The sequence below is a fragment of the Streptomyces xanthophaeus genome, from assembly GCF_030440515.1.
Lineage (GTDB): Bacteria > Actinomycetota > Actinomycetes > Streptomycetales > Streptomycetaceae > Streptomyces > Streptomyces kutzneri.
In genome coordinates, this window is the sequence record NZ_CP076543.1 from 3,770,503 (window position 1) to 3,791,491 (window position 20,989).

The window sequence follows — 20,989 nt, forward strand, 5'->3', positions numbered from 1 at the left end:
TTCAGTTGCCTTCGATCTCCCCGTCGGGGCGGATCGCCGGCAGCGCGGTGGCGGGCTGCGGGAGCAGGGCCTTGGAGAGGTCCTGCTTGCCCGTCGGGTCGAGCCCGTACATCGCCTCGTAGATGTTGCGGACCGCCGGTCCCGAGGCACCCGAGCCGGTGCCGCCCTGGGAGATCGTCATGACGATCGCGTAGTCCTCGGTGTACGAGGCGAACCAGGAGGTCGTCTGCTTGCCCTGGACCTCGGCCGTACCCGTCTTGGCGTGCATCGGGATCTGCTTCTGCGGCCAGCCGCCGAAGCGCCAGGCCGCGCTGCCGTTGGTGGCGACGCCCGCGAGGGCCTCGTCGATGTTGTCGCGGGTCTTCGCGTCCATCGGCAGCTTGCCCGCCTCCTTCGGCGCGAGCTCCTGGACCGCCTTCCCGTCGGCGCTGACGATCGCCTTGCCGATGCTGGGCTGGTGGAGCGTGCCGCCGTTGGCGATGGCCGCGTAGACGGAGGCCATCTGGATCGGGGTGACGAGCGTGTCGCCCTGCCCGATCGAGTAGTTGATGGCGTCACCCTCGCGCATCTGGTTGCCCTGGCGGCAGTTCTCGTAGGCGATCTTCTCGGCGAAGGAGCCGTTCTTCTTGCCGTCGCGGCACCAGGCGTCCTTGTTCGCGTCGAAGAAGTCCTGCTTCCACTTCCGGTCGGGGACCCGGCCGGGGACCTCGTTCGGCAGGTCGATGCCGGTGCGCTTGCCCAGCCCGAACTCGTGGGCGGTCTTGAGGAACCAGTCCTTCGGGTCCTTCTTCGGCTTGATGCCGCCGTCCTTCTTCCACTCCTGGTCCGCGAGGGCGTAGTAGACGGTGTCGCAGGAGACCTCCAGCGCCCGGCCGATGGTGATGTCACCGTGGCCCTGCGACTCGAAGTTCGTGAAGGTCTGGCTGCCGACCGAGTACGAGCTGGGGCAGGGGTAGCGGTTGTTGAACGGGTACCCGGCGTTGACCGCGGCCGTCGAGGTGACCACCTTGAAGATGGAGCCCGGCGCCGCCTGCCCCTGGATCGCCCGGTTCAGCAGCGGGTAGTTGGACTCCTTGTCGGTGAGGGAGGCGTAGTCCTTGGCGGAGATGCCGCCCACCCAGGCGTTGGGGTCGTAGGTCGGGTTCGAGGCCATCGCCACGACCCGGCCGGTCTTGGTCTCCATCACCACGACGGCGCCGGAGTCGGCCTCGTAGTTGCGGCCGGTGTTCTTGTCCCGGACCTTGCGGGCCTCGGTCATCGCGTTGTTCAGCTCGCGCTCGGCGACCGCCTGCACCCGGGAGTCGATCGAGGTCACGATGTTCGAGCCGGGCCTCGCCGGGTCGGTCTCGCCCTGGCCGAGGACCCGGCCGAGGTTGTCCACCTCGTAGCGGGTGATGCCGGCCTTGCCGCGCAGCTCCTTGTCGTACGTGCGCTCCAGGCCGGAGCGGCCGACCTGGTCGGAACGCAGGTACGGCGAGTCCGACTTCTTCGCCTTGGCGATCTCCTCGTCGGTGACCGGGGAGAGGTAGCCCAGCACCTGGGAGGTGTTGGCCTGGTCCGGGGCCGCGTAACGGCGCAGGGCGGTCGCCTCGGCGGTGATGCCCGGGAAGTCCTCGGGGTGCTCGCGGATCTGCAGGGCCTGCTCGGTGGTGGCCTCGTCGCTGACCGGGATCGGCTGGTAGGGGGAGCCGTTCCAGCAGGGCTGCTTGGTCTTGGCGTCGCAGAGCCGGACCTTGTCGATGACCTCCTGGGCGTCCATGCCCAGCACCCCGGCGAGCCGGGTCAGCACGGACCTGCCCTTGTCCTTCATGGTCAGCAGCTCGGTGCGGCTGGCGGAGACCACGAGGTGGGTCGCGTTGTCGGCGAGCGGGATCCCGCGCGAGTCCAGGATCGAACCGCGCACGGCGGGCTGGACCACCTGCTGGACGTGGTTGTTCTTCGCCTCGTCCGTGTACTCCGAGCCGTTGCGGATCTGGAGGTACCAGAGGCGTCCGCCCAGCGTGAGCAACAGCGAGAAGACCACGATCTGGATGACGACGAGCCGGTTCTGGACCCGAGGGGTCCGGCCGGTCTCCGGTATGTTGCTCAACTCGTTCTCCCCCGGGCGGCTGCCTACGCCCGGCCGAGTCTAGGGGGATGGCGGGGGTGACCTAGAACGGGAAGGTCGTCCGGCCGTGCTGTACGGAGATCCACTTCTGCGTGGTGAAGGCCTCGATCGTGGCCTCGCCGTTCAGCCGGCCCAGACCCGAGGCCTTCTCTCCGCCGAAGGCGGCCAGCGGCTCGTCCCCGATCGTGGAGTCGTTGACGTGGATCATGCCCGTCTCGATCCGCTGGGCGAAGCGGACGCCCCGCTCCACGTCCCGGGTGTGCACGGCGCCGCTGAGCCCGTAGGGGGTCGCGTTGGTCAGCCGTACGGCCTCGTCCTCGCCGTCGAAGACCACCAGCAGGGCCACCGGGCCGAAGATCTCCTGGCTCAGCAGCGGGGAGTCCTCGGGGATCCCGGCGAGCACCGTGGGTTCGACCAGGTTGCCGCGCGTAGACCCGCGTACGAGCGCCTGCGCGCCGGATTCCACGGCCTGGTCCACGAGCGCGGTCAGGGCGTCGGCCTGGAAGGAGTTGATCAGGGGGCCGATGTGGGTGTCGGCCTCGTGCGGGTCGCCCGTCTTGAGCCCGCGCACGCGTGCGGTGAACTTCTCGGTGAACTCCTCGGCGACGGAGGCGTCGACGAGGATCCGGTTGGCGGCCATGCAGACCTGGCCCTGGTAGACGAAGCGGCTGAAGACGGCCGCGTCCACCGCGTAGTCGAGGTCGGCGTCGTCGAGCACGACGAGCGCGCTGTTCCCGCTGAGCTCCAGGACCGTGCGCTTGAAGTGGCGGGCGGCGATCGCCCCGACGTGCCGGCCGACCCGGTCCGATCCCGCGAACGAGATGACCTTGGGGACGGGGTGGGTCAGGAGCGCGTCGCCTATCTCGGCGATGTCGGTGACCAGGACGTTCAGCAGGCCGGCCGGCAGCCCGGCGTCCTCGAAGATCTTGGCGATCAGGCCGCCGCCCACGACCGGGGCGTTCTGGTTGGGCTTGATGACGACCGCGTTGCCCAGCGCCAGGGCCGGGGCGACCGACTTCAGGGTCACCAGGAAGGGGAAGTTGAAGGGGCTGATCACCGTGACGACGCCCACGGGGAGCCGCTGGATCCGGTTCTCCTTGCCCTCGACCGGGGAGGGCAGGATCCGCCCCTCGGGCCGGACGGCGAGCTGGAGGGACTCGCGGATGAACTCCATCGCGAGGTGGACCTCGTACTCGGCCTTGGGACGCGTCCCGCCGAGCTCGTCGATCATCGCCTCGACGATCTCCTTCTCGCGCTCCTCGGTGATCCGCAGGGCGCGCTCCAGGACGGCGCGTCTGATGTAGGGGCTGGTGGCGGCCCACTCGCGCTGGGCGCGTTCGGCGCCGCGGTAGGCCTGGTCCACCTGCTCGACGGTGGCCACCGTGATGGCCGCGAGCTTCTCCCCGTTGAAGGGGTTGACGTCGATGATGTCCCACGAACCGGTACCGGCCAGCCATTCGCCGTCGATGTACTGGTGAGCCAGGTCGCTGAATATGGACATGCCATCCCTTACTGCGAGCGCGCACCCGTGCGCTGCACCGGAGACCGATCGGTCATCATGCACTGATCAGACGTCATACTACGTGCGAATCAAGACAGTTGGAGCAGGCCGCGGAGAAGATCCCGGGTCCGTTCGACATCGGGGCAGTCCGCCTGGAGCCGTTCCATCGCCCGCTCGTACTGCCCCACTTCCTCGCCCTTGTCCAGGTAGAGGGCACTGGTGAGCTGTTCCAGATAGACGATGTCCTGGAGGTCCGACTCGGGGAAGCGCAGCAGGGTGAAGGCTCCGCTCTCGCCCGCGTGGCCGCCGAAGGAGAAGGGCATCACCTGCAGCTGCACGTTGGGCCGCTGGGAGACCTCGATGAGGTGCTCGAGCTGACCGCGCATGACCTCGCGGTCGCCGTACGGGCGGCGCAGCGCGGCCTCGTCGAGGACGGCGTGGAAGACGGGGGCGTTCTCGGAGACGAGGACCTTCTGGCGCTCCAGGCGCAGGGCGACGCGGCGGTCGATCTCGGCGGAGGTGGCGCCGGGCATGCCGCGGCTGACGACGGCGTGCGCGTACGCCTCGGTCTGCAACAGTCCGTGGACGAACTGGACTTCGTAGATCCGGATGAGCGAGGCGGCGCCCTCCAGGCCGATGTACGTCTGGAACCACCCGGGCAGCACGTCGCCGTAACTGTGCCACCAGCCGGTCGCGTTGGCCTCCCGGACCAGTCCGAGCAGCGACTCGCGCTCCGTGCTGTCCGTGACTCCGTAGAGCGTGAGGAGATCCTCGACGTCCCTGGCCTTGAAGCTCACCCTTCCCAACTCCAAGCGGCTGATCTTCGATTCGGATGCGCGGATCGAGTAGCCGGCCGCCTCACGGGTGATGCCGCGGGATTCTCGGAGTCGCCTGAGCTGGGAGCCCAGGAGGATGCGGCGCACCACAGAACCGCTTGCTTCTGCGGTCACTAGTACTGCCCTCCCCATCGCATTGGCGTGCGCGTGGTGTGCGCGAGCGTCTCGGGGCCCCCGTACCCCAGGGGCCGCAGTCTGCCACCAAAACGCATCGGCCCGTACTCGTTCTGTAACGGAATCCTGTCTCCGGGAAAAGAAGTCCGTAAGTATGCGTAGGAAGAAATGAGTCAGAACCGTCACGGGAGTGGACAGGTCCGGCGCGTGCACGTGCATCTGCCCTTGCATCCGGCTCCGGCATTCGGAACGATGGTCCCCGCGCACCTGCGTGCTGTTCGCGCCGGCGCCGGACCCACCCCGCAGTTCTTTCTGGACGGAGATGACCGCTCCGCCCGCGAATCCCGGGAGTGCCTCGCATGGGGACGAATGGATCGACCATGCTCGAGCCGTTACGGCAGGGGCTGCCCCCGGTCGACCCCACGGCTGTCTCCGGGTCCGCCTCCTGCGCTCTGCCCGCCCGTTACGAGGCGGTGCGCGGAGCCCGTTCCTTCTGTCGTTCGACCCTGTCCCAGTGGGGCCTCGACGACCGCTTCGACGATGTGGCCCTGGTGGTCTCCGAGCTCGTCACCAACGCGCTGCGCCATGCCCTGCCCGAGGACGCGCGGGGCGCGGACGCCGAGCCGGAGCCTCCGGTACGGCTGCACCTGATGCGGTGGAGCACGCGGCTGGTGTGCGCGGTGCGGGACCCCAGCGAGGACCGGCCCGGAGGGGCGTTCTCGCCGGAGCGCACGGAGGAGAACTTCGACCTGGAGTCCGGGCGCGGGCTGTTCCTGGTGGACTCGTACAGCGACAGCTGGGGCTGGCACCCGCTCGCGGGCCGGCTGACCGGCAAGGTGGTCTGGGCGCTCTTCCTGCTCCAGGACTGAACCGCCGACGGCCGCCGATCAGGGGCGAACACAGGACAACTGGCCGGGATTGATCATTGCGATCAGTCCCGGCCAGTGCACGTGCATGGCGTGATGAGTGCGCTGTTCCGTCAGCTGATCAGGTGATCGAACTCGCCGTCCTTGACGCCCAGAAGCAGAGCCTCGATCTCGGCCGGCGTGTAGACGAGCGCCGGTCCGTCGGGAAAGCGTGAATTGCGCATGGCGACATCGCCTCCCGGCAGCCGTGCGAACTCCACGCAGGAACCCTGCGAGTTGCTGTGTCTGCTCTTCTGCCACGTCAGCTCAAACAAGGTAGCGAGTTCTGCAGCTGCCATCCCGTTGTACGCGTGGTCCACAGGAAGCCCCCGATAGTGCAGATGTCAACTCCTCCGGATCATAGCTGTGTTCACGAGCCGCTGCATGGGCAGATGCACGTGCACGCGGGGTGGTCCGTTGATCACAGACAGGTCCGTACTCAGGAGTAAGGAACATCTAAAGGAACAGCTAGCGGGGCAGCGGCTTCTGCCTGCCGCCCATGTGGGCGCGGTCGGCCGCGGCCGTGCCGTGCTCCCAGCCCGCGTGGTCGGTGGCGCCGCGCAACCGGGTCGTGGTGGTCCGGGGGAACATCTCCTCCGCCCGCGAGGTGACCGCCACGTCGCGGGCCACCAGGGCCGGCAGGTTGTCGGGGGCCTCCGCCGCCGTGTGCTCGGCGGTCTCGGCGAGCCGGTGGCCGAGCCGGCTCGCGTAGGCGAGCAGGAAGGACTGCCTGAAGGTCTTCGTCCGCTTGCGCCCGCCGGAGCGCTGCGCGGCCTCCGCGCGGGTCATCGCCGCCGTGCCCTGCACGAGCAGCGAGGTGTAGAGCAGCTCCACCGCCTCCAGGTCGCTCTCGAAGCCGACCACCGTGGAGAACTCGAAGCCGCTGTTCCACACCGCCCGGCAGCGGTTGGCGCCGGCCACCGCGTCGAGCAGGACCGCCTTCGCCTCCTCGTACGGCGGCTCGACACCGATCCGGCAGGCGCCGGGCACCTGGGCCGGGCCCTTGCCGCTCGCCGCCAGCAGCGCCTCGTCCACGGTGTGCCGCGCCATCAGCTCCTGGGCCTTGGCGCTGAGCGCCTCCGCCTCCTCCGGGAAGGTCGTCGCCTCGGCCTTGGCGAGCAGGGCCCGGATCCGGCCCAGCATGCGCGGCTCGATGTGGGCGTGCTCGGCCAGCGCGTCGGCCGGGTCGCCGGGCAGCGGACCCACCGGTTCGACCGAGGGCAGCCGGATCAGCAGCCGCAGCACCTCCAGGAAGGCGGTGGCCAGCGTGAAGCGGTCCGCACGTTCCCGCTGCGCGAGCCGGTCGGCGTACTCCTCGTCGCCCGCCCACCACACCTCGGCGGCACCCCAGCGCGCCGGGAGCCGGGCGTAGCGGCGCGCCTCGGCGGCGATCAGGTCCCCGGTGATCCGCAGGTGCCGCTCGTCGAGGTCCCGGCGGACCAGCCGCAGCACGTCGGCCGGCTGCCAGCCCCGCTCCCAGCCCTGGCGCACGTACGCCTCCCCGCGCGCCAGCAGCTCGCGCCCGACCGCGGGCCAGCCCCCCTGGTCCGCGACGAGCAGCGACGCGCCGGTGTCCAGCCCGGCGTCGTCCTGGGCGTAGAGGGCGGCGGCGAAGGCTCGGTCGACGGTCTCGGCAAGGTCTCTCACACCTCTCAGCTTGGCATGTCCGCCTTCGCGTCCCATTCCCGGCGGGCGGCCTCGATCTGCGGGCGGTGCGCCAGCGACCAGTCCGCGAGGCCCTTGACCAGTCCGGTCAGGCTGCGGCCGAGGCCGGTCAGCTCGTACTCGACCTGGGGCGGCACGGTGGCGTGCACGGTCCGGGTGACCAGGCCGTCGCGCTCCAGACGGCGGACGGTGAGGGTGAGCATCCGCTGCGAAATGCCGTCGACCGCGCGCTGGAGCTCCTTGAACCGGCGCATGCCGGCGCCGAGTTCCACCACGACGAGGACGGACCACTTGTCGCCGAGCCGGTCGAGGACGTCGCGGATGCCGCAGTCGTCGTCGCAGCTCAACAGCGGCTCGGGCAGGGGCTCGGGGCTGGTTACCCCGGTGTGCCCTACTGACATGGAAGTGCCTCCTTACGCGCCGTGCGCCCGTCGGCACACGATGTCCCTGCTTCTCCAGCCAATCAGGCCGAGCTGCGCGACCACGAAGGACTCCCCATGCTTTTGATCACCGGCACCTCCGGCGGACTCGGCTCACTGATCGCACGCCGGCTGATGGACCGGCCGGACGTGCGGTTCGGCACGCGCGCCCCGGACGGCCCCGGTCAGGTCCGGATGGACTTCGACGACCCGGACTCCCTCGACTTCGCCGGGGTGGACACCCTGCTGCTCATCTCGGCCGGCTACGGCGAGGACGACCAGGTCATCGCGCGGCACGAGGCCGCCGTCTCCGCCGCCGAGCGGGACGGGGTGCGGCACATCGTCTACACCAGCCTCACCGGGGCGGGCGACCACCTGCCGTACGCGCTGGCGCACCGCTGGACCGAACGCCGTCTGCGCGCCTCCGCGGCCGCCTGGACGGTGCTGCGCAACGGGCTGTACGCCGAACTGCTGGCCGCACTCGCCGCGCCGGGGCCCGACGGGGTGATCACCGCCCCGCTGGGCGGGGGCCGGCTGGCCGCGGTCGCTCGGGAGGACCTGGCGGAAGTGGCGGTCCGGGTGGCTCTGGCCCCCGACGCGCACGCCGGGCAGGTCTACGAGCTGGTCGGGGACCGCCCGCTGGGCGGGGCGGAACTCGCCGCGGCGGTGGGCGCCCGCTACGCCCCGGGCTCCCTGGCCGCGGCCCGCACCGCCCTGTCGGGCCCCGACGCCGCTCCCTTCCAGCCCCCGATGCTGGTGGCGACGTACTCGGCCGTCGCCTCGGGCTTCCTCGACACCCCGGACGACGGGACCCTGCCCCGCCTCCTCGGCCGCCCGCCACGCGCGGCCCTGGAGGTGTACGCGGCTCATCCCGGCCCCGCCGGCATCTGAGGCGCGGGGGTCCGGGGACAGCGCCCCCGCAACGGCGCCGCACCCGCCCGCACCCGCCCGGCACGCCGCACGGCCCGCCGCACGGCCACTGTCAGACCCCGGTGGGACACTCGCACCCATGAGCGACCGCACTCCCCGGTGGGCCCTCGCCGAGGACGGCGACGGGTGGTGGCACGCCGCGCCCGTACCCCCCGCCGACGGAGTGCGGATGCGCGTGCGCGACCCGGCCGAAGCGGTGCGCGCCGCCCCGCCGGGCACGCGGTGGGTCTGGCGGTCCACCGCGGGCGTGTACCCCCGGCTGCTCGCCGCGGGCGTGCGCGTCGAGCGGTGCCACGACATCGAGGACGCCGAGCTGCTGCTCCTCGGCCACGAGGGCCGCTTCGGCGAGCCGCGCTCGGCGGCCGCCGCCTGGGCCCGGCTCACCGGCGCCCCCGTACCGCCCGATCCGCGCCCGCGCGCCGCCGAACCCCGCGCCCAGGATTCCCTCTTCGACCCGCAGCCCACCCCGGTCCCCCTGGACGCCCTGCTCGCCGTCCACGCCGACCAGGCCAGGCGGCTCGACGCCACCGCCCACCCCGACCGGATGCGGCTGCTCACCGCCGCCGAGTCGGCGGCTTTCCTCGTCGCCGCCGAGATGAACCGCGTGGGCCTGCCCTGGCGGGCCGACGTGCACCGCGCCCTGCTGACCGAGCTGCTCGGCGAGCGGTATGCGGGCGGCGGGGAGCCCCGGCGCCTCGCGGAGCTGGCCGACCGCGTGTCCGACGCCTTCGGCAGACGCGTGCGCCCCGATCTGCCCGCCGACGTGATCAAGGCCTTCGCCGGGGCCGGGATCAAGCTGAGGTCCACCCGCCGCTGGGAGATCCAGGAGCTGGACCATCCCGCCGTCGAGCCGTTGATCGAGTACAAGAAGCTGTACCGGATCTACACCGCCCACGGCTGGGCCTGGCTCGCGGACTGGGTCCGCGACGGCCGCTTCCGCCCGGAGTTCATCCCCGGCGGCACCCTCACCGGCCGCTGGGTCACCAACGGCGGCGGGGCCCTGCAGATCCCCAAGGTGATCCGCCGGGCCGTGGTCGCCGACCCCGGCTGGCGGCTCGTCGTCGCCGACGCCGACCAGATGGAGCCGCGCGTCCTCGCCGCGATCTCCCGCGACCCCGCCTTCATGGAGGTCGCCGGGGAGGCCTCGGACCTCTACACCGCCGTCTCCCGCCAGGGCTTCTCGGGCGACCGGGACAAGGCCAAGATCGCCGTGCTCGGCGCCGTCTACGGCCAGACCTCCGGGGACGGCCTGAAGAACCTGGCCGCGCTCCGCCGCCGCTTCCCCCGGGCCGTCGCGTACGTGGACGACGCGGCGAAGGCCGGGGAGGAGGGCCGGCTCGTACGGACCTGGCTGGGCCGCACCTGCCCGCCGCCCGCCGGTTCCGGCGAGGGGGACGAGGCCGGTGACGGCGGCGTCGACCCCGGCGAGGGGTACGGGGAGGGCGGGGCCGGGACCCCGCAGGACCGGGACGACGGCTGGACCCCGAGCTACGCCTCCAGCAACACCCGGGCCCGCGGCCGGTTCACCCGTAACTTCGTCGTCCAGGGCAGCGCGGCCGACTGGGCGCTGCTGCTGCTCGCGGCCCTGCGGCAGGCGACCGCCGGCATGCGCGCCGAGCTGGTGTTCTTCCAGCACGACGAGGTGATCGTGCACTGCCCGGCCGAGGAGGCCGAGGCGGTCGTGGAGGCGATCCGGAGCGCCGGCGAACGGGCCGGCCGGATCACCTTCGGCGACACCCCGGTCCGGTTCCCGTTCACGACGGCGGTCGTGGAGTGCTACGCGGACGCCAAGTGAGGGGGATCGCCTGCCGGTCAGTGGGCGGGCGCTCCCGGGTTCCAGTCCGGGGCGAGCGCGATCTGCCGCAGCTGCGCCATCGTCAGCGCGGGTGAGGGGCGGGTGGCCGGACCGTTCTGGTCCGCCGTGCTGAAGGCGGTGACCAGCACGCGCAGCCCGTCCTTGCGCAGGGTGTCCACCTTCCACTGGGTCACGCTCTTGTTCTTCTCCCCGGGCCCCGCCGTGACCTTCACCTTCGTGCCGTCGGACTCCGTGGTGACGGCCGGATTCCCGGTGAAGCCGGGGGCGTTCGCGTGCGGCTGGACGTTGATCTGGACCAGGGACTTGCCCTTGCCGTCGTCGAGCACGACGTAGCCGTACGTCCCCTGCCCGCCCTTGGAGACGATCGGGACGGTGATCCCGAACTGAGCCATCAGGTGCTCCAGGGCGTCCACGGCCTTGCGGTCCCGCAGGGCGATCGACTCCGGCTCGGGCGCCGGCTCGGGGTCGGCCGCGGGCAGGGCGTTCAGGGCCGCGTGCCAGGTGGCCGAGGTGACCAGGCTCTTCAACTGCGCGACGCTCAGCGGCGGGTCGGTGCGCGAGACGGGGGCACCCTTGTCGGCCGCGGCGTTCCACTCGGACGCGTCGACCAGGAAGCCCTGCACGGTCACGAGCACGGCCCGCCAGACCTTGGTGTCCGCCCGGCGGTCCGGGTACTCGTACCCCTGGTGGAGCAGCAGCCTGGAGCCGTCCGGCAGCTGCTCGGTCCGGCAGTCGTCGTAGGTGTGCAGGTTCTTGTCCTCGCACTCGGTCTGCGCACGGGTCTGGCTGCCGAACGGGTCCACCCGCTGGAAGCTGAGGGAGATGGCCGCCGGGCCCTTCCCGTCGTCGTACACGACGCCGACCCTCGGTCCCAGCTCGTCCTGCGTGCCCCGTGCCTGGGGATCGGTGAACCGGCCGGCCGGCAGGAGCGACTTCAGGTTGCCGATCATCTGGTCGGCGGTGACCGCGCCGGTGCCGGTCCGGCGCCCGTCGGCCGGCGGGGTCGCTCTCGGCGCCGCGACATGGGCCGCGGCCTCGTCCCCGGAGCCGCCGAACAGGCCGCCGGAGTAGGCCCCCGCCGTGGCGATCAGGGCGAGGGCCAGCACGGATCCGCCGGCAACGGCCCGGCGGCGCGCCACCCGTCGCCGGCCGCGCTCCTCGCCCGCGTCCGCGAGGGCCTCGGGGTCGGCCGTGAAGCCCTCCCCCGTGCGCCGGAGGGCTTCGGCGAGTTCGTCTTCGATGGACATGGGGAACCAAGCCTTCCGTTTGCCGGGGGAGGTGAGCTGGGGGGGGGAGGTGAGGGTCATCGGTCGACGAAGGCGGTGAGGCTGCCTCCCAGCTGCTCCCGCAGCCGGTCGAGCGCCTGCGAGGTCCGGGTACGGACCGCGGCCGGGGAGGCGTTCATCGCGTCGGCGGTCTCCTCGACGCTGCGGTCCTCCCAGTAGCGCAGCACCAGCACCGCCCGGTCCTTGGGCTCCAGCCGCCCCAGCGCCTCCAGCAGCGCCGGCCGCAGCGCCGGATCCCCGGCGGGCCGCTCCCCCGCCGGCCGGCGGCGCCGGTGCGTGAGGAAGACCCGTACCAGCACCGTCTGGGCGTAGGCCGCCGGATCGTCGATCCGGGAGATCCGGCCCCACCGCTGGTACATCCGCCCCAGGGTCTCCCGCACCAGGTCCTCCGCGAGGCGGGTGTCCCCGCCCACGAGCAGACATGCCGACCGGTACAGGGGGCCCGAGCGGTCCGCGGCGAACTCACGGAACCCGTCCCTGCGCCCCTGGTGCATGTGCTCCTCCCTCGCGTCCGTCCCACCCCTGTGACGCGGGGGCGGCGGAGAACGTTTCATCCCCCGCTCATCCCCCGCCGCCGTTCGCGCCGTTGCTCCTGGAGCAGGCCGGTCAGCCCAGGTCGTGGAAGTACACGTGGAACTCCTCACGGACGAAGCCCTCCGCCTCGTACAGCCCCTGCGCGACGGTGTTGTCGTACGCGGTCTCCAGCTGCACACCGGAGACCCCGGCCTCGCGGGCCCGGCGCAGCACTTCGCGCAGCAGCGCGCGGCCGGCCCCGGTGCGGCGGCCGGCCGGGGCGACGTAGAGGTCGTTGAGGACCCAGGCGGTCCGCAGGGAGAGGGAGGAGAACCCGCGGTAGACCTGCGCGAAGCCGACCGTGCCGGCGTCCGGGACATCGGCGAGCAGCACCAGCGATTCGTCCTTGGCGATCCGCTCCGCCAGGAAGGCCCGCGGGGCGTCCGGGTCCTCGATGTCCACCTCGTAGAAGTCGAGGTAGCCGCGGAACAGCACGGCCGCCGCGTCGACGTCCGCCTCGCCCGCCGCGCGGACCGAGACCGCGGAAGCGGGGTCCTCCGCCGGGGACCGGCCGTCCTTCTGTGCTGCCTGACCATTCATGTGCGTCTCCCTCAGGGGTGTTTCGCGCGGCGCGGACCGTGGTGGGTGGAGGGTGCCGGGCCGTCCGCGGCCCCCGGCACCCTCGACTCCCTACGCTACGGCGGGAGTCGGCCGTGGCGAAGGACGGGCCGCACTCACGACGACGGCGGCCCCTGGGACCGAAGTCCCGGGGGCCGCCGTGCAGATTCAGGGCCGGCCGGGCCCGCTCAGGACGCCGGCTGGGCGGGGAGCGTGTAGATCCGGCCGGGGGTCACGATCTTGGTGATCGCCTCGCCGAACAGGGTGCTGGGCTCCTGGCCCTGGTACCCGATGTCCGTGTTGACCAGCACGACCAGCGTGGCCTTCGATTCCGGCAGGTAGAGGACCAGCGATCCGTAGCCCGGCAGTGAGCCGTTGTGCCCGATCCAGCCCTGGACGTTGAAGATGCCGAGGCCGTAGCCCGTGCCCGGGAGCGCGTCGACCACGTCGAGGCGCTGGGCCTGGGTGGCGGGGGTCAGCAGGGTCCCGGTCGCCAGGGTCTTCGCCCAGCTGCGCATGTCGGGGAGGTCGGAGATCATCGCGCCGGCCGCCCAGCCCCAGGAGGGGTTCCAGTCGGTGGCGTCCTCGACCTTCCCGGAGGCCGTCTGGTTCGTGTAGCCGTGCGCGTGCGGACTGGGGAACTCCGGGCCCGTGGGGAACACCGTGTGCTTCAGCCCGGCGGGCACCACGACCTCCCGGTCGATGAACCGGTCGAGGGGGACGCCGCTGACCTTCTCCACCACCAGCCCGAGCAGGATCAGGTTGGTGTTGCAGTAGTAGAACTTCGCGTTCGGCTCGAAGAGCACCGGGTGCCTGAAGGAGTAGGCGAGCAGTTCCTGCGGGGTGAAGGGCCGGTCGGGATTGCTGGTGAACGCCTTGTAGAAGTCCTCGTCCGCCGAGTAGTTGAACAGGCCGCTGCGCATCCCGGCGAGCTCGCGCAGGGTGATCCGGTCGCCGTTCGGCACGCCGGCGATGTACTTGCCGATCGGGTCGTCCAGCCCGACCTTCCCCTGGTCGACCAGTTCCAGCAGGGCGGTCACGGTGAAGGTCTTCGTCACGCTGCCGATCCGCATGTTCAGGTTCGGGGTCATGGGCGCGCCCGTGGCCTTGTCGGCGATACCGAAGGACCGTACGTAGTCACCCTTGCCCGGGGCCGACACGGCCACGATCACGCCGGGGATCTTCGCCTCCGCCAGCACGTTCTTGATCGCGGCGTCCAGCCGGCGGGTGACGGCGGGGGTCAGCTGCGCGAACCCGTCCGAGGCGGGTTGCGGGGTCGGCGCCGGGACCGTCGCGGCCGGCACGGGGGCCGCGGGCGCCGCCGCGTCCCGTGCGTACACCGCACCCGCCCCCGTGCCCACGGACCCCGCCACAAGGACGGCCGCCGCCACGGCCACGGCGGCACTGCGCCGGCGTGTCGTCATACCCGGCCTCCTCACCCCGCGAGCCAAGGAACCATCACTCCACGCTAGACCTGTGCGCACGGGCGGGCGACCGGAGGGGCTCGCGGCGAATTCGTCCAAAAATCTATTCTAGAAATATCTCCGGATCGGCCAGACTTCCCCCATGACCGGTCGTACCTCCGGCCCACGGCCGGAACCCGACGAGCAGCGACCCGCCGGCTTCGGCCCGCCGCCCGCCCCGTTCGCAGCTCCCGCCCCGCTCCCACCGTCCGCACCACCCGCACCGTTCGCCCCGACCGCCCCGACCACCCCGGCCGCCCCGCGATCCGGCGGCCGGCCGCGGCTGTCCCGGCCCGTGGCCGCGGTCGGCGCCGCCCTGGCACTGCTCGCCGCCCTGCTCCTCATCGGCGGCGGCGCCTACCGCCTCACGGTCCGCGGCGGGCCCGTGCAGCCCCTGGCCGGGCCCTCCGGCACGCCCTCGGTCGACCAGGGCGACGGCAAGGGCCCTGGTGGGGGACCCGACACCTACGACCCCAACGCCGGCATCCGGGCGGGCGAGGCCCGGGTCTGGATGCGCGACAACCAGGCCGAGGTGGCCGGCTCGGGCGTCTCGCAGTACGGCCCCTGGCGGGTGGGCGACACCGTGGTCAGCGCGATCCCGGGCGGTTTCACCGGCTACGCGGCGGCCGACGGCCAGGAGAAGTGGAAGCTCCCGCTCCAGACCCCGCTGTGCGGGGTTCCGCCGGCCCCGTCCGCGCAGGGCAAGCTCGTCGTGGGGGTGAAGGAGAGCACGTCGGAGAGCTCGCGCTGCACGCACCTCCAGCAGATCGACCTCGCCACGGGGCAGGCGGGCTGGAAGATTCCGGTGCCGCAGGAGAACAAGTTCGACACCACGTCGCAGTTCGAGCCCGCGATCAGCGGTGACACCGTGGTCGTCGCCCGGTCGGCCGTCATGAGCGGCTTCTCGGTCACCGACGGCCGCAAGCTCTTCGGCACGTCGAGCCCGAACGGCTGCTATCCGTCCGCCTTCGCCGGAGGCCCGCGGCTGATCGGCATCCGCCACTGCCCCGACCCGAACGACGTCCGCGCATCCGGACAGGAGACGGTCGAGGAGCTGGATCCGGCCACCGGCGCCGCGCGGTGGAGCTACAAGTACGCCCCGGACTGGACGGTCGGCCGGGTGCTCTCCGTCGACCCGCTGGTGATCGCCGCGCACCACAAGGACAAGAAGACCTGGAACCTCACGGCGTTCGCCGCCGACGGCACGGTCCGCTCACAGAGCACCCCGGCCTTCGGGGTCAGCGGCCGGTGCAACGGGTTCGGCAACGCGAGCGGCTTCCAGGAGTGCTACGCCGCCGCGGCCGACGCCGACTCGCTCTACATCGGCGCGGGCAAGCCCGGCACCACCCTCGACACCGAGGCCACCGACCAGGTCGTCGCCGTCGACCTGAACACCGGCAAGGAGCGGTGGCGCACCGCCGAGCAGCCCAAGGGGCGCACCATGTGGCCGCTGGCGGTCGAGGACGGCAGGGTCCTCACGTACATCACCCCCGGCAAGGACGAGGCGGGGGCGGTCGTCTCCCTCGCAGCGGCCGACGGGGCCTCGCAGCCGGCCTTGCAGAGCCCGGCCGCGGCCCGCGGCGCCCAGGGCGTCTTCTACCCCCACGGCGTCCGTATCGCGTGGGCGGGCGGGCGGCTGTTCCTGCTCAACGGCCGGGTCAACAGCCCGGAGCCGCGCAAGGCGAGCCGCGCGATCCTGTCCTTCGGCAAGTAGGGCAGGCAGGTACCAGGAGGGGCACCGTGCAGAACCCGTACCCACAGCCGAGTCACCCCGGCGGCCCGTACCGGCCGCCGCCCATCGAGCCGCCGCAAGAGCCCGGCGGCGGCCGGCGCCGGATCAGCGGAGGACGGCTCGTCGCCGGGATCTGCGCCCTGACCGCCTTGGCGGTCGCCGCCGCGGCGACCGGCGTCGTACTCGGCGTCCGCGAGAACCGGGCCCGCGCCTCGGCGGCCGCGGCGGCGTCCGCCGCGGACCCGACGAAGCCGCTCGTCGCGGGCTGGAAGACCGTGATCAACCCCGAGCACGGCACCGCGTTCGACGTCCCGCCGGGGTGGGAGGTCCTCGAACCCCAGGTGTTCAGCGGCTATGAGGACACCAAGGACCCCGAGAAGGTCCTCATCGGGCACACGGCCCCCGCCTTCTACAAGTCCCGGTGGTGCAGCATCGACGCGAACGGCGACGGCCAGGTCACGGACGTCCGGCTCGGCAACGTCGGCACCAAGGGCGCCGGGGGCGCCAAGGACCCCGCCGACATCGCCGTGAAGGAGGCGCCCACCTGGGTCTACGCCGCCTACACCCAGCCGGACAAGAGCGTGGTCACGGCGGACAAGCCGGTGGAGTACACCACCAGGTCCGGGGTCAGGGGGAGTTACGTCAAGGCGCGCTCCTCGGGCGCCCAGCGGCCCAACCGCTGCACGGGCGACGGCCAGGCGGTCGTCTTCGGCTTCAAGAACTCCCGGGGCGACCTCGTCTCCTGGGACTTCTACGGCCGCACGGGCGTGCCGGGCGCCGTCGACGACGCCCTGATCATGCGCATCCTGAGCACGGTCCGGCTGGCGGGCGACCCGAAGGACCCCGGCCCCGGACCGTGATCGCCCGTGGCCGCCCGCCCTCCGGGACCAGGGGGTGTCAGCCCTTCAGGAGCCGGGCCTCCGCCTCCTCGGCGAGTCCGTCCGCCAGGGTCAGCGCCCCCTCCGGGACCGATCGCTGCCAGGCCCAGGTGTCGGCGACCGTCTCGGTGACCGGGCGGCAGACGAGACCCGTGGCATGGGCCCGGGAGACGTCTCCGGCGTGGATCGCGGCGTGGAAGTCCGTGCCGGGCGGCGCCCAGACGGGGAGGTCGGTCCACGGGGAGAGGTCCGCGGCGGCGATCGCCTCGGGGGAGGTCCAGCGCAGTTCGGCGGCGGCGCCCGTGACACGTACGCAGGTGTCCAGGAGCTCACCGATGGTGGTGTGGCCCGGCTGCGAGACGAGGTTGTAGGGGCCGTGCAGGGAGGACTCCAGCGCGTTCAGCAGCCACGTCGCCAGGTCACGCACGTCGACGTACTGGAGCGGGGTGTCCCGGGGGCCGGGGGCCGCGATCTCGCCGCCCCGGGCGATGCGCGACAGCCACCACGGCAGGCGGCCCGCGTTCTCGCGCGGGCCCAGGATCAGGCCCGGCCGGACCAGCAGGGTGCGGTCCTCGCCGAACGCGCGCAGCACGGCCAGTTCCGCGCCCCGCTTGTCGGCAGCGAAGTCGGTCGACTCCGCGTCCGGGTCGCCCTCGGCCAGCGGTCCGAACTCGTCCAGCCCCGCCGGCACCGGCCAGGCGTACACCGAGCGGCTGGAGACGAAGGCGTGGCGCCCGGTGCGCCCGGCCAGCAGGACGGCCGCGTCGCGCACCACGGCCGGGGCGCCCGACCAGGTGTCGACGACCGCGTCCCACTCCCCCGTCGCGAGGGCGGCCAGACCGTCCTCGCGCGTACGGTCGCCGTGGCGGACCCGCACACCGGGCGGGGCCGGGTGCTCGCCCCGGTGGAAGACGGTCACGTCCCAGCCGCGGGCGACCGCGCCCTCGGCGACGGCGCGCCCCGCGAAGTCCGTTCCGCCCAGCAGCAACAGCCTCATCCTGGTCCCTCTCCGTGGAACTCGTCCGTCGTGTCGTACAGCGCGCGAACGCCGCCGGGGGCCGTGCGGGCCGCCGGCGGCGTTCGCGCAGACGCCCGGTCAGCGGGCGGTGCGGTCCCGGTACACAGCGAAGCGCTCGGCGATCTCCCGGGCCCGGCCCTCGGCCTCCGAGAGCTTCATCTCGGCGCAGTCGTAACCGAGTTCTTCCTTCATGATCGCCATGGCGGAGGGCTCGAAGAGGACGGTGCCGTCCGCGCGGATCTCGCTGATGCCGTCGTGCAGCTGCCCGGAGACGTTGATGGCGTGCGCCTGGTCCGCCGTCATCCCGTCGGGGAGCAGCGCGCGGAACTTGCCGTTCTCGATCGCCACCGGGTAGCCGCCGAGCGCCCCGTCCGCGCCGGGCGCGTGGACCACCGCGTCACGTCCGTCGGCGAGCGGCTCCAGCACGCTGAGCGCGGAGGACGCGGTCATCGTCTGGCCGGGCAGCCCGCCGGTACGGCGGTACGCGCCGGGCAGCCGGTTCAGGAGCTCCGCGACGTCCAGCTCGCCGGTGACGTCGCGCCCGTCGAGGCGGATGCCGAGGCCCATGCCGGCGGGGCCGCTGTTGCCGGTGCGGGACAGGCGGTGCGAGACGTAGTGGTGGGCCACCAGGCGCACCTCGACGTCGGCGGTGCTGCGGCCGAGCTCGTCGGCGGCCACGGCGGTGATGCCCGGGACGTTGTTGGCGACGTTTCCGATGCCGATGTCCGGGGAGAGGCCGATCGCGGTGAGCGCGGGGTGCACGGCGTCGGGGTAGGCGGCGTTGACGACCAGGGCCTGGGTGCCGGAGAGGCGCACGGCCTCCATGGCCTTCATCACCGGGACCAGGTGCATGGGCAGCCACGGGCCGTAGTTGGCGGCGTAGACCCGCTGGAAGGCGTCCTGCTGGAGGGTGGAGATGACCCACCAGGACTGGTAGCTGACGGCCAGGAAGATGAGGTCGGGGCCGAAGGCGGAGATCCGCTCGGCGGTGCGCGCCACGTCCGTGATGTCGGTCTGCGCGTGGCTGACCTCGTTGGTGTAGCCGCGCTGGACGCTGCAGAAGCGCGTCAGGTTGGCGGCCTTCAGGACGGTCTCCTCGTCGCGGCCGACGAGCTGGACGTGGCGGGGGTTCGGGCTGTGCGCCAGCTCGTGGAAGACACGGCGGCCGATGTCGCCGGCACCCAGGACCATGATCTTGCGGGCGTTGTTCACGAGGTACCTCCGAAGGGTGCGGCAGCGGCGAAGGGGGCGGCGACGGGCGCCATCAGGTGGGCGTCGCGGACGAGCTGGGGCAGCGAGCGCATGGACGGGAAGGTGAGGGCGCCCTCCCGGTGGGGCGGGGTGGACGGGTCGGCGGTGTACTGCAGGACACGCATCCCGGCGGCCACGGCGGCGTCCACGCCGACCGGGCTGTCCTCGACGACGACGCACTCGTCGGGCGTGACACCGCAGCTCTCGGCGGCCCAGCGGAACAGCTTCGGGTCGGGCTTCCAGGCGTCGGCGTCGTACGCCGAGAAGAGCCGGTCGCCGAAGTGGTGCAGGATCCGGGCCTTCTCCAGGCGGCTGCGCATGATGGCGAGCGGGCTGTTGGAGGCCACGCACATGCGGTCGCCGACGGCGGCGGCGAGCTGTTCGAGGGCGTACGCGACGCCGTCGATGGGCTCGATGCGGTCGCCGATCAGCTCCTCGCACCTGGCGCGGGCGATCACCATGGCGTCCTGCGGCGGGGCGTTGCCCGACAGGTCCGCCATCAGGTCGAAGCACTCCTGCATCTTCTTGCCGGAGAACAGCTCGTCCCGCTGGTCCTTGTCCAGCCGCAGGCCCATCATCTCGCCGACGTGGGCGATCCCGCCGTTCTCGGCGTCCTGCGTGTCGACGAGGACGCCGTCCAGGTCGAAGACGACGAACTCGGCTGCTCGTGCGGGGAACTCACTCATAGTCGATCCAGTCCACGCTCTCGATGGCGGCGACGGTCGCGGCCAGTTCCTCATGGGTGGCGGCGGACCCGATGACGGCCGCCGTGTTGCCGCGCGCGCCGATCCGCCAGTCCACGTCGGCGCCGGGCTCGGCGAGGACGACGACCCGGTCGACGCGGGCGAGGCGGCGCAGCGCGGAGACGCCCCGGATGGCGCGCACCCGGCGGGCGCCGACGGGCGGCACGGTCAGGTAGTGGAAGGCGATCGGCCCGCCCTGCTTGACCTCGGGGGTCTCGTACGGGAGGCCGAGCGCGGCGGCGACCGCGACGTACGCCGGGTCGGAGGTGCCGGAGCGGACGGCGAGGTCGTCGACCCAGGCGCCGAGCCGGCCGTTGACCTCGATGACCCGGGGGCCGTCGGCGGTCAGTTTGATCTCGACGTCGGCGACGCCGTGGATGTTCAGGGCGCGCACCGCGCGGCAGGCGAGGTCGCGGACCTCGCGCTCCTCGGCCTCCGGCACGACGGAGAAGCCGCCGTAGCCGCCGCGCTCGCGGAACGGCTCGGCCAGGGCGAACTTGCTGGTGACGAACACCGGACGGACGTCGTCGCCGTCGGCCACGCAGTCCACCGCGATGTAGTCGCCCCAGGGCGCCGGGGTGGGCCGCCCGACCAGGAGCTCCTCCAGCATCACGGCCGTCTCGGCGGGCCCGCCGTCGGAACCGGTGAAGATCGCCGCGAGGGCGGCCCGGCACTCCTCGGGGGTGGCGACGGCCTGCGTGTTGCGGCTGGACGCGCCGATCACCGGCTTGATGATGGCCGGCAGCCCGACGTAGGCGATCGCCTCGTCGGCCTGGGCGGGGTCGGTCAGGGTGCGGAAGCGCACGCTGTCGACGCCCGCCTCGGCGAACCGCCGGCGCTGCAGGTCCTTGTGGGTGATGGCGTCGACATCGGCCGGCCGGTGGTAGCGCAGGCCGAGCGCCTCGGCGAGCCGCACGGTGGGGGCGATCTGGAACTCGCTGAAGGTGATGATGCCAGCCGGGGCGAGCGCGCGCAGCGCCTCCTCGGTCTGTGCCTCGGTGCGGCCCGCGGTGTTCACCACGGTGCCGACCATCTCCAGGGTGGGGATCATCTCCTGGGCGTGCGCGGTGTCCGCGGTCACGAACACCAGGTCGCAGCCGGCCTGCCGGGCCGCCTCGGCGAGCCGGGTGGGTGCGAGGCTGCCGGCGTCGTAGACGACGAGCAGCACGGGGTTGGCGGGGGTCGCGGTCATGG

At 72.4% G+C, this 20,989-nt stretch carries 18 protein-coding genes and 1 pseudogene; 5 read left to right on the forward strand and 14 right to left on the reverse strand.

The genetic code is table 11. The features are described 5' to 3' along the window. Positions 1-10: 10 nt before the first annotated feature. From mrdA to KO717_RS16475, 3 genes and pseudogenes are all read right to left on the reverse strand, one after another. A pseudogene (mrdA, locus tag KO717_RS16465) lies at positions 11-2,089 on the reverse strand (penicillin-binding protein 2); the annotation flags it as partial. A gap of 61 nt (positions 2,090-2,150) precedes the next feature. After that, the gene (locus tag KO717_RS16470; RefSeq protein ID WP_301368349.1) at positions 2,151-3,608 is read right to left on the reverse strand and encodes an aldehyde dehydrogenase family protein; all 1,458 of its coding nucleotides are present in this window, start codon (positions 3,606-3,608) and stop codon (positions 2,151-2,153) included. 89 nt (positions 3,609-3,697) lie between these two features. Next, positions 3,698-4,576, reverse strand: coding sequence for a helix-turn-helix domain-containing protein (locus KO717_RS16475; protein WP_301368351.1), 879 nt, complete (start codon positions 4,574-4,576; stop codon positions 3,698-3,700). 341 nt (positions 4,577-4,917) lie between these two features. Here KO717_RS16475 and KO717_RS16480 point away from each other — a divergent pair, with 341 nt between their 5' ends. Beyond that, on the forward strand, positions 4,918-5,427 hold the full coding sequence (locus KO717_RS16480; protein ID WP_094744647.1) for an ATP-binding protein: 510 nt from the start codon (positions 4,918-4,920) through the stop codon (positions 5,425-5,427). Between the two features lie 110 nt (positions 5,428-5,537). Here the strand turns inward: KO717_RS16480 and KO717_RS16485 are convergent, their stop codons facing one another. The 3 genes from KO717_RS16485 to KO717_RS16495 form a co-directional block, all read right to left on the reverse strand. Further along, a complete protein-coding gene (locus KO717_RS16485; protein ID WP_030726905.1) occupies positions 5,538-5,783 on the reverse strand; it encodes a DUF397 domain-containing protein in 246 nt (81 codons plus the stop codon). A 148-nt stretch (positions 5,784-5,931) separates the two neighbouring features. Beyond that, positions 5,932-7,146, reverse strand: coding sequence for a DUF2786 domain-containing protein (locus tag KO717_RS16490; protein WP_437184519.1), 1,215 nt, complete (start codon positions 7,144-7,146; stop codon positions 5,932-5,934). Further along, positions 7,116-7,529, reverse strand: a complete 414-nt coding sequence (locus KO717_RS16495; RefSeq protein ID WP_301368357.1) for a winged helix-turn-helix transcriptional regulator — start codon at positions 7,527-7,529, stop codon at positions 7,116-7,118. Before KO717_RS16495 ends, KO717_RS16490 begins: the two co-directional genes overlap by 31 nt. Positions 7,530-7,625: 96 nt before the next feature. On the opposite strand from KO717_RS16495, the gene KO717_RS16500 reads away from it, so the two are divergent. Together KO717_RS16500 and KO717_RS16505 are read left to right on the forward strand one after the other, a co-directional pair. Further along, positions 7,626-8,438, forward strand: coding sequence for an NAD(P)H-binding protein (locus KO717_RS16500; protein WP_301368358.1), 813 nt, complete (start codon positions 7,626-7,628; stop codon positions 8,436-8,438). A 118-nt stretch (positions 8,439-8,556) separates the two neighbouring features. Further along, on the forward strand, positions 8,557-10,272 hold the full coding sequence (locus tag KO717_RS16505) for a bifunctional 3'-5' exonuclease/DNA polymerase (RefSeq protein WP_301368360.1): 1,716 nt from the start codon (positions 8,557-8,559) through the stop codon (positions 10,270-10,272). Between the two features lie 17 nt (positions 10,273-10,289). Here the strand turns inward: KO717_RS16505 and KO717_RS16510 are convergent, their stop codons facing one another. From KO717_RS16510 to KO717_RS16525, 4 genes are all read right to left on the reverse strand, one after another. Continuing rightward, a complete protein-coding gene (locus tag KO717_RS16510) occupies positions 10,290-11,540 on the reverse strand; it encodes a hypothetical protein (protein WP_301368362.1) in 1,251 nt (416 codons plus the stop codon). Between the two features lie 56 nt (positions 11,541-11,596). Beyond that, positions 11,597-12,073 (reverse strand): SigE family RNA polymerase sigma factor, encoded by a 477-nt coding sequence (locus KO717_RS16515; protein WP_301368363.1) that lies wholly within the window; start codon positions 12,071-12,073, stop codon positions 11,597-11,599. 112 nt (positions 12,074-12,185) lie between these two features. Next, positions 12,186-12,692, reverse strand: coding sequence for a GNAT family N-acetyltransferase (locus KO717_RS16520; RefSeq protein ID WP_301368365.1), 507 nt, complete (start codon positions 12,690-12,692; stop codon positions 12,186-12,188). Positions 12,693-12,898: 206 nt separating this feature from the next. Beyond that, on the reverse strand, positions 12,899-14,134 hold the full coding sequence (locus KO717_RS16525; protein WP_301368367.1) for a serine hydrolase domain-containing protein: 1,236 nt from the start codon (positions 14,132-14,134) through the stop codon (positions 12,899-12,901). A gap of 142 nt (positions 14,135-14,276) precedes the next feature. Here KO717_RS16525 and KO717_RS16530 point away from each other — a divergent pair, with 142 nt between their 5' ends. Beyond that, positions 14,277-15,887, forward strand: a complete 1,611-nt coding sequence (locus KO717_RS16530; protein ID WP_301368369.1) for an outer membrane protein assembly factor BamB family protein — start codon at positions 14,277-14,279, stop codon at positions 15,885-15,887. Positions 15,888-15,913: 26 nt separating this feature from the next. Continuing rightward, positions 15,914-16,765, forward strand: coding sequence for a hypothetical protein (locus KO717_RS16535; protein WP_301368371.1), 852 nt, complete (start codon positions 15,914-15,916; stop codon positions 16,763-16,765). Between the two features lie 37 nt (positions 16,766-16,802). On the opposite strand, the gene KO717_RS16540 is transcribed toward KO717_RS16535, so the two are convergent. The 4 genes from KO717_RS16540 to KO717_RS16555 form a co-directional block, all read right to left on the reverse strand. Next, on the reverse strand, positions 16,803-17,780 hold the full coding sequence (locus KO717_RS16540; protein WP_301368373.1) for an NAD-dependent epimerase/dehydratase family protein: 978 nt from the start codon (positions 17,778-17,780) through the stop codon (positions 16,803-16,805). A 99-nt stretch (positions 17,781-17,879) separates the two neighbouring features. After that, positions 17,880-19,013 carry a hypothetical protein gene (locus tag KO717_RS16545; protein WP_301368375.1) on the reverse strand — a complete coding sequence of 378 codons (1,134 nt, stop codon included), beginning with the start codon at positions 19,011-19,013 and terminating at the stop codon, positions 17,880-17,882. Continuing rightward, positions 19,010-19,738: an HAD family hydrolase gene (locus KO717_RS16550; protein ID WP_301368377.1), complete on the reverse strand. Its 729-nt coding sequence runs from the start codon at positions 19,736-19,738 to the stop codon at positions 19,010-19,012. The genes KO717_RS16545 and KO717_RS16550 overlap by 4 nt, the downstream gene beginning before the upstream one ends. Next, positions 19,731-20,987, reverse strand: a complete 1,257-nt coding sequence (locus KO717_RS16555; protein ID WP_301368379.1) for an ATP-grasp domain-containing protein — start codon at positions 20,985-20,987, stop codon at positions 19,731-19,733. Before KO717_RS16555 ends, KO717_RS16550 begins: the two co-directional genes overlap by 8 nt. Between the last annotated feature and the right edge of the window lie 2 nt (positions 20,988-20,989).

What these genes read in the sequence shown, in the direction of transcription:
- KO717_RS16470 (WP_301368349.1), bottom strand. Translation starts at nt 3,608, where the DNA reads ATGTCCATATTCAGCGACCTGGCTCACCAGTACATCGACGGCGAATGG.
- KO717_RS16475 (WP_301368351.1), bottom strand. Translation starts at nt 4,576, where the DNA reads ATGGGGAGGGCAGTACTAGTGACCGCAGAAGCAAGCGGTTCTGTGGTG.
- KO717_RS16480 (WP_094744647.1), top strand. Translation starts at nt 4,918, where the DNA reads ATGGGGACGAATGGATCGACCATGCTCGAGCCGTTACGGCAGGGGCTG.
- KO717_RS16490 (WP_437184519.1), bottom strand. Translation starts at nt 7,146, where the DNA reads ATGGGACGCGAAGGCGGACATGCCAAGCTGAGAGGTGTGAGAGACCTT.
- KO717_RS16495 (WP_301368357.1), bottom strand. Translation starts at nt 7,529, where the DNA reads ATGTCAGTAGGGCACACCGGGGTAACCAGCCCCGAGCCCCTGCCCGAG.
- KO717_RS16500 (WP_301368358.1), top strand. Translation starts at nt 7,626, where the DNA reads ATGCTTTTGATCACCGGCACCTCCGGCGGACTCGGCTCACTGATCGCA.
- KO717_RS16505 (WP_301368360.1), top strand. Translation starts at nt 8,557, where the DNA reads ATGAGCGACCGCACTCCCCGGTGGGCCCTCGCCGAGGACGGCGACGGG.
- KO717_RS16510 (WP_301368362.1), bottom strand. Translation starts at nt 11,540, where the DNA reads ATGTCCATCGAAGACGAACTCGCCGAAGCCCTCCGGCGCACGGGGGAG.
- KO717_RS16515 (WP_301368363.1), bottom strand. Translation starts at nt 12,073, where the DNA reads ATGCACCAGGGGCGCAGGGACGGGTTCCGTGAGTTCGCCGCGGACCGC.
- KO717_RS16520 (WP_301368365.1), bottom strand. Translation starts at nt 12,692, where the DNA reads ATGAATGGTCAGGCAGCACAGAAGGACGGCCGGTCCCCGGCGGAGGAC.
- KO717_RS16525 (WP_301368367.1), bottom strand. Translation starts at nt 14,134, where the DNA reads ATGACGACACGCCGGCGCAGTGCCGCCGTGGCCGTGGCGGCGGCCGTC.
- KO717_RS16530 (WP_301368369.1), top strand. Translation starts at nt 14,277, where the DNA reads ATGACCGGTCGTACCTCCGGCCCACGGCCGGAACCCGACGAGCAGCGA.
- KO717_RS16540 (WP_301368373.1), bottom strand. Translation starts at nt 17,780, where the DNA reads ATGAGGCTGTTGCTGCTGGGCGGAACGGACTTCGCGGGGCGCGCCGTC.
- KO717_RS16550 (WP_301368377.1), bottom strand. Translation starts at nt 19,738, where the DNA reads ATGAGTGAGTTCCCCGCACGAGCAGCCGAGTTCGTCGTCTTCGACCTG.
- KO717_RS16555 (WP_301368379.1), bottom strand. Translation starts at nt 20,987, where the DNA reads ATGACCGCGACCCCCGCCAACCCCGTGCTGCTCGTCGTCTACGACGCC.